We start from the raw sequence: 12,222 nt of genomic DNA, 5'->3' as shown, positions 1-12,222 counted from the left end.
CCGCGGCGTGCGCGTCGAGCCACTGCGCGTGGGTCCGCACGTCGAGAAGTTCCCGCCCGATGTCGCCGGTTTCTCCGGCGACGAGATACCTGATCGTCCATCTCCGCAGAGATGGACGATGATCAGTTTGACGTCGGTACGGAACGCCCCCTGACAATGGGGGGCGGTAAACCTGCTCGCCGCAAGCGCGGCCCGCCCGGGTCGGACCGCCGACGACGGGAGACTCACGACCGTGCCGGACTCATCTCCACCACCGCGGCGCAGCGCGGCGGAAACCCGCGAACACGTGCTCGCCGTGGCGCACGAGCTGTTCTACTGGCAGGGCATCCGCGCGACCGGAGTGGACACGCTCGCCGCGCGGGCCGGCGTCGCGCCGACCACCCTCTACCGCCTGTTCGCCGCGAAGGACGACCTCGTCGCTGCCTATGTGGAACGGGCGGGCGCGCTGTACAGACAGTGGTTCACCGACGCCGCGCAGGCGGGCGGAACGTCGCCGCGCGCCCGGATCCTCGCCGTGTTCGACGCCCTGGTCGACCAGACGCGGCCCGACCGCTGCCGTGGCTGCCCGTTCCTGATGGCGCTCGCCGAGATCCCGGACCCGCAGGCGCCCGCCCATCGCCACGCCGTCGCCGCCAAGGCGTGGGTCCGCGACCAGTTCGCCGCGATGACGGCGGCCCTCGCCGCACCCGGCACGCACGCCACCCCCGCCGACGCGGACCCCACCACGCACGGCGCCGATCCCGCCACGCACGGGGCCGATCCCGCCTCTGGCTCGCGGGAGCTGGCCGACCGACTGGTTCTGATCATGGAAGGGGTCTACGCCAGTGTGGCGGCCCTCGGTGCCGACGGCCCGGCACAGCACGCCCGCGACCTCGTCCGGTTCCTGCTGGACAGCCACGGCGGACGCCGCTAGGGCAGCGCCCCGGGAGTCCGCCGCGCGAGCTCGGCGATGGCGGCGTCGACGGCGAGCAGCCGCCGGGCGTTGTCGACATGCAGGTTCTCGATCATCCGCCCGTTGACGGTGACGACCCCCCGGCCCGCGTCGGCCGCATCCGCCCAGGCCCGCACGATCTCCGCGGCCTCGGCAAGCTGCTCGGCGGACGGCGAGAACGCCTGGTTGCAGGGTTCGACCTGGCCGGGATGGATCAGGGTCTTGCCGTCGAACCCCAGCTCACGACCCTGCCGGCACTCGGCGGCGAACCCGTCGGCGTCGCGGACGTCGTTGTAGACGCCGTCGAGAATCGCCTTGCCGCTGGCCCGCGCCGCCAGCAGGCACAACCCCAGACCGGTGAGCAGCGGCGCCCGGCCCGGCACATGCTCCGCGCGCAGCTCGTTGGCCAGGTCATTGGTGCCCATGACCAGCACCGCCAGGCGCGGCGAGGCCTGGGCGATCTCCAGGGCGCGCAGCATCGCGATGGGCGTCTCGACCATCGCCCAGATCAGGGTGCGTGCCGGAGCCCCGGCGGCGGCCAGGTCCCGCTCGACGGCGTGCACGTCGGCCGGCGAGCCGATCTTCGGCACGACGATGGCGTCCGGTCCCGCCTGGGCGGCGGCGCGCAGGTCGTCGGCGTGCCAGGGGGTGTCCCGCCCGTTGATCCGGATCGCCACCTCCCGCCGGCCGTAGGCGCCGGCGGCCACAGCGGCGCAGACCCGCGTCCGGGCGTCCTGCTTGGCGGCCGGGGCCACCGCGTCTTCCAGGTCGAGGATGAGCGCGTCGGCCGGCAGGCCCTTCGCCTTCTCCAACGCCCGCTCGTTCGCCCCCGGCATGTAGAGCACCGACCGGCGCGGGCGGTACCTCGCCGCCGTCCCCCCGGCCGGCGTCGCCTCGGCCGCGGCTCCCTCGGCTGTCACCGCATTCCTCCCGTCCTCGCGCGCCCCGTCCCGACCCTCGTCCGAACCCGGACGGTAGGCCGGTGACCAGGTGAGACCGGCCCTGTTCCGGCCAGACCTGCTGGTTACGGTCGAGGACGCGCGGACTCACCCTACTGGCCCGCCAGCCGGTGCCGGCGGGCCAGCCGGACGAAAACCCGGTTGTAGGCGAAGGCCCGCAACGCGGCCTCCAGCGTCGATCGATCCCGGCAGCACCGCGGGCACGCCCAGCCGGTCGAAGGCCGGCTCCATGTTCAACGTCAGCCGGCAGGCCGCCCAGACAGCGCGGAGGAACTCGTACGCCTGCACCGCGCGGGGCCCGTCCGTCGACGCGTACAGATGGACCACGAGCGCGGGCCCGCGCAGCTCGGGCCCGCGCAGCTCGAACCCATCCGACGCGAACCCGCCTGGTTCCGGCGCCCGCAGGTCCGGGCCGCGCAGGTCCGGGCCGCCCGGCTCCGGCGTCCGCAGGTCCGGCCCGTGCGGTTCGGTCTGCGCGGTCTGCGCGGTCTGCGCGGTCTGCGCGGTCTGCGCGGTCTGCGCGGTCTGCGCGGGATCGCCGGCCACGGTCAGGATCCGGCGTCGGCCGTCGTAGCAGCCTCCGGTGGCGCCTCGCGGCGCTGGACTTCTTCGCCTGAAGCATCACTCAGCACGTGAATCATTCTGTTCACCCGTTCACGGACGGGTTGCGTCCTCGACACGGCCGGCTCCTCGCCGAGGTGCGTCGCACGCTTGCGCAGCGCGAGATCCGGCCGTTCCACGGAAATGGCGAATCGCGCGTCCTCCCCCGCCGACCAGGCCGCCTCAAGGCCGTCGACGAGGATTCCGAACCGCTCCCAGCCACGGATTGTCAGATCCACGACAAGAGCTTCCCGCAGCGACGCCAACCCGCCGTCCGCATTCACCACCTGCACCTCACTGCTGTGCTCCCATCGGCCCGAGCCTACCGCCGACGAACCGGTCCGGCCGTCACCCGGATTGCGCGATGATCCGTCCATCCGCCGCCCCGATCCGGCGCGGGCTACGATCAGGCCGACTCAGGAGAGGGCCGCTCGTGTCGCTTATGCTGCTCAGCCAGGTCGCACTTCGCGCGCGGCGTATCCGCGTGGTCCTGAACTGGGAGAACGCCGACCTCGACCTCGACCTCATCCTCGTGGTCCACGGAAACGGTGGGGTGGATCCGGCCTCCGTGTACGCCATACACTTCGCCACCCCGGTCGGTCCGGACGGTGCGATCCGGCATCTCGGTAGAACGGACGCGGCGGTCGTGACCGAACGCGCGGAGATAGATCTGGACACGCTGCACGCCGAGGGCGATCAGGTGGTGCTGAGCCTGTCGGCCTCGGGTGGCCGCCTCGTCGACGCGCCCGGGGTACGACTACGGCTCGTCGACGCGGACGACGACTGCGAGCTGCTCCGGATCGACGTCGCTGCGGGCCCCGGGGACGTCGTCCACGTTCCCGGCGAGCTGCACCGGCGCAGGGACGGCTGGTACTACCGCACCGTGGGCTTCGGCTTTGCCGACGGGCTGGCGGGGCTGGGGTCCCGCTACGCCGTGCGGATCGATGATGCCCTGTACCGCAGGCGGTCAGCCGCTGCGGAACCGGCTGGTCCGCGCGAGGAGCCACTGGGCCAGGGCCGGGAGCAGGACCGGAGCCAGAGCCGGGACCAAAGCCCAGATCGGACGAGCCCGGATCGGGAGCGGAGCCGAGGTCAGCGGCAGGGCGGCGGCATCGCCCCGCTTGGTGACGTGAAGCTGCTGCCCGGCGCCCGCACGGCCATCGGGATACCACAGAGCGAGATTACGGCGGAGCTGACCTGGAAGCGCCGGGACAAGGACCTCGACCTCTACGCGCTCTACATCGACCGGACCGGGCGAGCGGGTGTCTGCTACTACCGGAACCAGGGCTCACTGCGGCGCCCGCCGCACATTTGCCTGACGACCGGCGACCGCCATCGCGGCCGGGAGACGATCGTGATCGCCAGTCCGCAGGCCTTCCGACACATCCTCATCTGCGCATACTCCGCGGTCGAGAACGGCGTCGGTTCCTTCCGGGGGTTTCATGCAGTGGTGCAGGTCGACGACCACGCCGGTTCGGTGGTACAAACTCCTCTGTACCACCGGAACAGCTCCTCCTACTGGGTGGCGATAGCGCGCATCGACCTTTCCGGCGAGGAGGAGGCCGTCATCGAGCATGTGGAGACCTACTCGCACTCCCGCAGCGAGCGGCGGCCGGTTCTCCACGCCGACGGCACGTTCACCATGGATGCGGGGCCGGTGGAGTTCAAGACGCGTTGAGTCGCGGCGGCAAGGTGTCCCCCCGACGCCAGCTCGCATCGGTGAGGTGCCTGCAGAGGCAATGCATATACTCGGGGCGACGTCGGGGAAGGTCATGATCATAAACGTGGGGATTTTCTTGCGCCGCGTCAGAAGCACCCGCCCGTCGCGGCACTGCCTTTCCGCCTGAGCGAAGAAGAACACCTCGCCCCGTCATCCGGCCCGAGCCCGTCGCCGGTGGCAGGGTCGCCGACGAAGCGAGTCCGCCCGGACGGCATCGGCGGCACCGACCTGCGTTTGTCTACCGATTGGTCTGCCGCCATGCTCGAAGACCCCGGCGAACCCGTGCCGCCGTCCCTTCCTCCGCCGCCCGCCGGCGATCCGCCCCCTCGGTTCCAGGCGCCGCGGTCCCTCGACTCCGCCGCGCCCAGCCCCACCGCGCCCAGCCCCACCGCAGCCGGGCACACCGCAGCCGACCCTGCCGCGACCAGGCCCACCACGACCGAGCCCGCCGCAGCCGGGCACACCACGACCGACTCCGCCGCCGGGCACACCGCAGCTGGGCACACCGGCGGCGGCCACCCCGGCGCCGCCGAGGTCGCCGGCACCACCGACACGACCGGCACCACCGACACGACCGACACGACCGACACGACCGGCCGGGCCGACCTGGGCGGAGCCGAGACACCGGCCGACCCGCTCCTCGAGCGCCTTGCCGGCATCGAGGCCGCCCTCACCGAGTTCCACCGGCGCTCCGCGCACCGGGAGGCGGTGATCGACCGACTGCACGAGGACCGCCTCGAGCAGCGGTCCGGGGTGCGCCGTGCGCTGCTCGACCCGGTCGTCACCGACCTGATCAGACTGCACGACGGCCTGTCGGCCGAGTCGGCGCGGATGGCCGGGCGCGGGGACGCGCGCACCGCCGACCTGCTCGTGAGCTTCGCCGACGACGTGGAGCTCGCCCTGGAGCGCTGCGGCTTCGACCTGGTCCGTCCGGCGCCCGGGGAGCGCTTCCAGTCCGGTGCGCAGCTGGCCGCAGCCGTGCTCGCGACCGACGACCCCGCCCGACACAACACGGTCGCCGAGGTCACGCAGGTCGGGGTGCTGGATCGGGACACCGGCAGGATCCGGCGACCCGCGCGCACCCGGATCTTCCGCCACCAGCAGCCAGCCGCCGACGCCACCGCCACCACCACTGGAGCCGGCGCCACCGCTGGAGCCGGCGCGACCACCGAAGCGGACCCCGCACCGGCCTCGCCCGCCCCCGTCCAACCCGGGCTCTGACACCAGTTCGGGCTCCCACACCTGCGAGGATCCATGGCAACCTACGGCATCGACCTGGGGACGACCTATTCCTGCGTCGCCTACATCGACGACACCGGCCGTCCCGCCGTTGCGAAGAACATGGTCGGCGAGGACACCACCCCGTCGGTGGTGTACTTCGAGACCCCGGACAACGTGGTGGTCGGGCGGGACGCGAAGAACTCGGCGAAGCTCGAGCCGGATCTGGTCGTGTCGCTGATCAAGCGGCAGATGGGGCAGGACATCGAGCTGTCGTTCCATGGCACCACGCACACCCCGGAGAGCATCTCCGCCCTGATTCTCAGCGAGTTGGCCCGGGCCGCGACCGAGTTCACCGGCGAACCCGTCCGCGAAGTCGTGATCACGGTGCCCGCCTACTTCGGGGTGGCGGAACGGGAGGCGACCCGCAACGCCGGGAGGATCGCCGGGCTGGACGTGCTGAACGTCGTGCCCGAGCCCGTCGCCGCGGCGCTGCACTACGAGGTGGTCACGCCGGCCGGGGAACGCACGATTCTGGTCTACGACCTCGGCGGCGGAACCTTCGACACGACGGTCATCAAGGTCGCCGGCAACGAGATCAACGTCGTCTGCACCGACGGCGACCATCATCTCGGCGGCGTCGACTGGGACGAGCGCATCGTCCGGCACCTGCTGGACAGCTTCCTCGCCGAGCATCCCGATTCGGAGGTGGCCGACAACGAGGACTTCCTCCAGGAGCTGACGATCGCCGCGGAGGAGATGAAGAAGGCGCTGAGCAGCACCACGTCGCGCCGGCACAACATGCGTTTCGGCGGCGACACCGCCCGCGTCGAGCTGACCCGGGAGAGGTTCGAGCAGATCACCGGGGAGCTGCTCGAACGGACACTCGACATCACGGAGCGGACCGTCGCCACCGCGCGAGACAAGGGCGTGGCCTCCTTCGACGACGTGCTCCTCGTCGGCGGCGCCACGCGGATGCCCGCCGTCGCCGCGCGCATCGCCGAGCGCTTCGGGTTCGAGACGAAGCTCCACGACCCGGACCTTGCGGTGGCGAAGGGTGCCGCCCGGTTCGCGCTGATCGAGTCGGTGAAGCTCCACCTCCCCGGGGAGGAGGCGAGCCAGTCGGGGCAGGCGACGGCCGGCAAGCAGGCCACGGCGGCGTCGCCGGCGGCCGTGCAGCGGGTCGCCGACCAGTTGGGCATCACCACCGAGGCCGTCCGCGAACTGGCGAAGAAGAAGGTCCGCACCGTCGTCCCGCGCGCCTTCGGCATCAAGGTCGTGGACAGCGCGGATCCGGACCTGCGCCGGCAGAAGGTGGCGCACATCCTCCCGCCGAACACCGCACTGCCGGCGTCTCCGGACACCGAACGGTTCGGGACCGTCGAGGACAACCAGACCGAGATCGAGATCGAGATCTGGGAACAGGCCGGCGCCACCGTCTCCGAGGAACTCGCCGACAACGCGGCGATCGGCCGGGGTCTGATCAACGGGATGCCGCCGCTGCCGCGCAACTCCCCCATTGATGTCACCTTCACGATGAACGAGACCGGCGTGCTGCGGGTCCACGCGGTCGAGCTCAAGTCCGGCAAGGACCTGCACATCGAGTTGCAGATCCAGGGACTCACCGAGGAGCAGGTCGAGAAGGCGAGGAACGCCGTGGCGCGGTACACGCTCAGCGAGTAGCCGACGGTGGCGCAGCGGACGTCGGCGAAACATCGGCGCGGCCGGTGGACGAGGGTGACTCGGGGGTTCAGGTATGGCGTTCGATGCCGAACGGTACCGCGGGGACGTCGTCGATCCAGCCCGTCGGCAGGGGCTGCCCGCGGACCTCTTCGTGCGCTACGACCTCGACGAGGCGACCGCGGCTGATTCGGCGCTGTTCACCGCCCGCATCGACCAGGTAGTGAAGTACTGGCGGACGCTGAAGCTCAAGAAGACCCACGCGGCCGTGGCGGACGCGCTGCTCGCCGCCCACGCGGAACTGCGCGGCGCCGATCAGCTCCAGCCGGCGGCGTTCCGGGAGCACCGCGAACGTGCGCGCCGGGAGCAGCAGGAATACCTGGACCGCCTCGTCGGCGCGCTCGCGGCGGCCAATCCGTGCATCACCGAGGCGATGGTGGGGCGGCTGCTGTCGGGTGCCGCGGGGGGCGGCGCGCTCGACGCCGGCGCCGTCCGGGCGGCATTGGGACGCCACCACCTGCGGGTCATGGACCGGCGGTGGGAGCTCCCGACCGGGCCGCCGCCGCATCAGGCCCGGGCGCTGCGCGACCCCCTGGCCGTTCTCGGCCTGCGGCTGTCCGCGGAGCTCGTCCTCGGGGCGGACCGGGTCCGCGCCGGCTTCCACCTGCGCGACGGCTTCCGGCTGGCGTCGGCTGTCACCGGGCCGGCGGCGGTCACCGAGCGGGAGGCGACCGGGCAGGAGTGCACCGGGCAGGAGGTCACCGAGCAGGAGGTCACGCGGGCGCGCCAGGCCCGCGCCCGCAGCGTGCAGGACGAGCGCCAGACCGCCGCCGAGAACATCTTTGTGATCATCCTGGCCGCCGTCCGCACTCCGACCGGCTTCGCCGAGCTGATCCGCTGGGAGGTCGTCGAGGCGCTGCGTGGCGGGGTCGAGGCGGGCCTGCCGGCGCGCGCGATCGCCGATCAGGCGGCCTCGCTGGGACTGGTCCGTCTCGAGGCCGAGGACCTGGCGGTGGTGCTCGCCGAGGCCTGGCGTGCCGGCACCGCCGGGTCCGCCGGCACCGCTGCTCAGGAGATCCACGAGGCGCTCGCGGCCGGCCGACTGCGCGCCGCCCGCCAGCTTCTCGCCACGGTGGGGGAAGCCGAGCGGGCCGAGGTGGCCGGGCAGATCGAAGCCGCCGAGGTCAGGGTTCGCACCCTGGTGGCCGAGGCCGACGAGGCCGGGGCCGCCGGCCGGGCGGAGCAGACGGCGGCGCTGCTGGCGGCGGCCGGCGAGATCGCGACCGACCGCGACGATATCCAGGCCAGGCTGCGGGCGATCCCGCCGCCGGCACCGCCGTCCATCGACGCGGGGATCGACGGCGCCCGGGTGAACGTGCGGTGGGCACCAAGCCCGGCCCGCACCGGTGAGGTGCACTACCGACTGGTCCGGGCGCCCCACCGGCCCGCGACCGGGCCGCAGGCCGGCACGCTCGTCGCGCGGACCTCGGCCAACACCGCGGTCGACGAGACCCCGCCACCGGGAGAACGGATCTTCTACACGGTCTTCGCCAGCCGTGCCGACGGCATCTGGTCGCCGGGCGCGAACGCCGCCGGGCTGCGGCTCACCCCGGAGGTCCAGGACCTCACGGTGGTGGCCGACACGGACTCCGTGACCGGCTCGTGGCAGGCGCCCGCGGGCCTCCACGGGGTCGAGGTGCGGCGGACCGAATCCGGCAACACCGGCCGCGGGTCGAAGCCGACGTCGGTCACCTCGACCGGCTTCACCGACCTCGGCCTGCGCCCGGACCGGACGTATCAGTACCGGATCGCGGCGGTCTACCTCGCTGCGGACGGAACCAGGCACAGCTCGGCCGGAGTGGTTGCCGTCGCCCGTCCCCAGCGACGACCCGAGCCGGTGACGGACCTCGCCGTCGAGCTGTCCGCCGAGGCTGCCTCGGCGGCGTCCGCCGACCAGTCCCCGGCCGCCGGCCAGGCTCCGGCCGGCGCCCAGCCCGCGATCGTGACCTGGACACCGCCGGGTACCGGCACCGTGGAGATCCGGATGGCCCCGACCGCGCCGCGGTGGCCGCCGGGGACGCGGGTACCGGTCGCCGAGGTCTCCCGACACGGGGTCGTGCTTCCCGGCAGCCCGGTGCGGCGCGGCGACGGCCGGGTCGTGCTCGGTGTCCCTGCGCGGCACGGCCGCACATTCCTGACCGCGGTCACCGCCACCGCGGGCAGCGCGGTCGCGATCGTCGGCGCCACCGTGTCGGTCTCCCTCGCGGACGCGGTGCGCGGACTGGCCGCAACCAGGTTCGGCGATGCCGTGCGCCTGCGGTGGGACTGGCCGCAGGGCGCGAGCCTGGCACAGGTCCGTTGGAAGCCCGTCGGCGCCTCCGACGACGAAGCGGTCGACCGCTCGGGCGGCGGGTCGGGCGGCGGGTCGGGCGGTGCGGTGGAGATCCGGCCGCGGCGGTACACCGACGAGGGCGGGCTGGAGATCCAGGTCGGCGAGAACGCCGTCACGATCACGGTGCGGACGGCGACAGGCGGGGACGGTGGCAGCACAACCTCACCGCCCGTGACGGTGCACGTGCCGGGGCGCGCCGTCGAGGTCAACTACCACGTCCGCCCGGCGCGCCTGCCCTGGCGGCGAGCCGTCCTCGAGCTGGCCTGCGGCCGCTCCTGCCGGCTGCCGCCGCTGATCGTGGTCGCCCGACCGGACGGAATCATGCCGCTGACCGCCGCCCACGGCGCCGTGCTGGTCAGCCTTCCGGCCCGGGACCTGGTCGCGGGTAAGAAGACGCTCGTCACGTTCCCGGCACCGCGGCGCGCGATCGCCGGGCTCGCCTGCTTCGTCGACCCGAACGCGCCGCCGGCCGACGGACACATTCAGGTGACATTGGTTCGCGGCCACCGGACGAGGTGACACCGATGAGCAGCAGACTGGTCTGCCCGTACTGCTACCAGCAGTTCGCGGAGCGGGAGATATGGTTCCGGTGTTCCGGCCGTCCGGGCTCCACCGGAAAGGCCTGTTCGAGCCGCCGGGACGAACGGCTGGCGAAGCGGATGGGGTTCACCGGGCAGCTTCCCCCGGCGTTCTCGGCGGATGGCCGCAAGCGCTCCGTCGTCCACGCGGAGTGCCAGGCCGAGACGAACTACCGGCTGTGTCCGGAATGCCATACCCAGCTGCCGGTCCATTTCGGCAAGGTCGAGAACCAGCTCATCGCGCTGGTCGGGGCGAAGGAAAGCGGCAAGACGGTGTTCATGACCGTCCTGCTGCACGAGCTGATGCACTCGATCGGGATCCGGTTCGACGCGTCGGTGCTCGGCGCCGACGACGAGACCAGGGACAGTTTTCGCCGCCGGTACGAGGCGCCGCTCTACGACAAGCACGAGCTGGCCGCGCCCACGCAGCGTTCGACGTCGCCGACCTCGCGCCGGCCGTTGGTGTTCACCTTCACGGTGCGCGGGCGGAGCCTGGGCCGGGTCCGCCAGGAACGGACCGTGCTGTCCTTCTTCGACACCGCGGGCGAAGACCTGAACTCGGCGGACAGCGTCGAGCAGAACGCCCGTTACCTGGCCAGCGCGGCGGGCATCATCCTGCTCCTCGACCCGCTGACGATGCGGGGCGCCCGGGGCCAGGCCGAACCGGACGCCCCCCGCCCCCGCGACCAGGACCTGGAAAGCCCGGTCAGCGTGCTGGGACGCATCACCGACCTGTTGCAGCGGGCCCGGGGCACGAAGCCGTCCGAGCTGATCCGAACTCCGATGGCGGTGGCGTTCTCCAAGATGGACGCGCTGACGCGCAGCCTGCCCGAGGAAAGCCCCCTACGGCGTTCCCAGCCGGCCGGATCACGATTCGACTCGGCCGACAGCCGCAGCGTCCACGACCATGTGCGGGCGCTGCTGGACGAATGGGAGGGGTCGGCCATCGACCAGACCCTGCGGCACAACTACTCGCGCTACCGGTATTTCGGACTGTCGGCGCTCGGTGCCGCCCCCACCGCCGAGCGACGGGTGGCGACCGGCGTGGTCCAGCCCTACCGGGTCGCCGACCCGCTGCTCTGGCTGCTCAGCGAGTTCGGCGCCATCCCCAGGACAAAAGGCTGACGGCGGAAGGGCCGAAATGGTGTTCAAGCAGCTTTACTACACGTCGTGTGAGGTCGGCCTCTCGGGATATCCCGGATTCCAGTTCAACGCGACGAGCCCCGGGATCTCGCCGGAACTGCTGCGCCGGATCGAGTCGTTCACCGCCTACGACCCGCCGAGTTCGCTGCCGTACAACGCGGACGCCGCGCAGATAGCCGCCTGCCCGGTGAACCTCTGCTTCGAGCCAACCGAGGACGCCTCGGTGCTGGCGAACGTCGTCTTCGTGGGCGCGGACTACTCGAACCGGTTCGGGAACTACTTCGCGCACGCCCTGGTCACCGACGACGCGGCGGGGGACCTCGGCGAGACGCTGCCCATCGAGCTGTGGGGTGCGCCGATCTGGACCTCCACCCCGGTGACCACCGAGGTCGACCTGCCCGTGCTCCACGACCTGTCCGTGCTCCACGACCTGTCCATGCGCGGCGGCCTGCCCGTGCGCGGCGACCTGGCCGTGCCCAGCGGCCGGCCACCACGCGGACGGCTCGACCGCCGCCGGGTCGCCGCCTTCCTGCGCGCGCACGGCGGGCGGGCCATGCTGCCCGCTCTGCTGTCCGCGGCGGCCCGGGTCGTCACCGGCGAGCGTCAGACGATCATCCTCGTCGATCAGGACAGCGAGGCCGCCGCGAGCTGGATCGGTGCCGTCTCCTACCTGCTTCCCCCGACCCTCGCCCGCCAGCTGTCCTTCGCCACCTACCATCACCGGCCTGCGTACAGCGACCTGAATCTGGTGGCGACGGTGCCCGATGCCGACGTCGACCGCAGCGACGGTGCGTTCGCGAGTTTCCTGCTGTTCGACATGCCGGCCGCGCGCAGCAGTGAGGTGCCCGTCGAGCCGTGGGCGGACCTGCTCGTCGAAGCCGGCGTGGAGCATGCGGGCGCGCTGTGGGCGGCCGCCGCCGAGCTGGGCGGCGGGCTCCCGAATCGGTCGGCGCAGTGGCATCCGCTGCTGGCCGCGGCGCTGTTCTGGCCCGGGGAACGCC

General features: G+C 72.4%; 9 protein-coding genes and 1 pseudogene. 7 read left to right on the top strand and 3 right to left on the bottom strand.

The annotated features are described in order from the left end of the window. The first annotated feature begins 232 nt into the window (after positions 1 to 232). The gene (locus tag ND748_RS05655; RefSeq protein WP_251744600.1) at positions 233 to 913 is read left to right on the top strand and encodes a TetR/AcrR family transcriptional regulator; all 681 of its coding nucleotides are present in this window, start codon (positions 233 to 235) and stop codon (positions 911 to 913) included. Here the strand turns inward: ND748_RS05655 and ND748_RS05650 are convergent. The 3 genes from ND748_RS05650 to ND748_RS05640 form a co-directional block, all read right to left on the bottom strand. Next, on the bottom strand, positions 910 to 1,851 hold the full coding sequence (locus tag ND748_RS05650) for a CoA ester lyase (protein WP_251744599.1): 942 nt from the start codon (positions 1,849 to 1,851) through the stop codon (positions 910 to 912). The genes ND748_RS05655 and ND748_RS05650 overlap by 4 nt on opposite strands. 126 nt (positions 1,852 to 1,977) lie before the next feature. After that, on the bottom strand, positions 1,978 to 2,436 hold the full coding sequence (locus tag ND748_RS05645; protein WP_251744598.1) for a CATRA conflict system CASPASE/TPR repeat-associated protein: 459 nt from the start codon (positions 2,434 to 2,436) through the stop codon (positions 1,978 to 1,980). Between the two features lie 2 nt (positions 2,437 to 2,438). Next, on the bottom strand, positions 2,439 to 2,777 hold the full coding sequence (locus tag ND748_RS05640) for a CATRA system-associated protein (protein ID WP_251744597.1): 339 nt from the start codon (positions 2,775 to 2,777) through the stop codon (positions 2,439 to 2,441). Positions 2,778 to 2,932: 155 nt separating this feature from the next. Here ND748_RS05640 and ND748_RS05635 point away from each other — a divergent pair, with 155 nt between their 5' ends. The 6 genes and pseudogenes from ND748_RS05635 to ND748_RS05610 form a co-directional block, all read left to right on the top strand. Then, entirely contained in the window at positions 2,933 to 4,168 is a 1,236-nt protein-coding gene (locus tag ND748_RS05635) for a TerD family protein (protein WP_251744613.1), read from the top strand. Between the two features lie 300 nt (positions 4,169 to 4,468). After that, positions 4,469 to 5,431: a hypothetical protein gene (locus tag ND748_RS05630; RefSeq protein WP_251744596.1), complete on the top strand. Its 963-nt coding sequence runs from the start codon at positions 4,469 to 4,471 to the stop codon at positions 5,429 to 5,431. A gap of 33 nt (positions 5,432 to 5,464) precedes the next feature. Then, on the top strand, positions 5,465 to 7,111 hold the full coding sequence (locus ND748_RS05625) for an Hsp70 family protein (protein WP_251744595.1): 1,647 nt from the start codon (positions 5,465 to 5,467) through the stop codon (positions 7,109 to 7,111). A 73-nt stretch (positions 7,112 to 7,184) separates the two neighbouring features. Then, on the top strand, positions 7,185 to 10,019 hold the full coding sequence (locus ND748_RS05620) for a fibronectin type III domain-containing protein (protein WP_251744594.1): 2,835 nt from the start codon (positions 7,185 to 7,187) through the stop codon (positions 10,017 to 10,019). A 5-nt stretch (positions 10,020 to 10,024) separates the two neighbouring features. Next, positions 10,025 to 11,203, top strand: coding sequence for a hypothetical protein (locus tag ND748_RS05615; protein ID WP_251744593.1), 1,179 nt, complete (start codon positions 10,025 to 10,027; stop codon positions 11,201 to 11,203). Positions 11,204 to 11,222: 19 nt separating this feature from the next. Then, positions 11,223 to 12,222, top strand: a pseudogene (locus ND748_RS05610) (hypothetical protein); the annotation flags it as partial.

The organism is Frankia sp. AiPs1 (genome assembly GCF_023716945.1).
In the GTDB taxonomy this organism is placed as follows: domain Bacteria; phylum Actinomycetota; class Actinomycetes; order Frankiales; family Frankiaceae; genus Frankia.
This window is presented reverse-complemented; position numbering and strand designations above follow the sequence as displayed.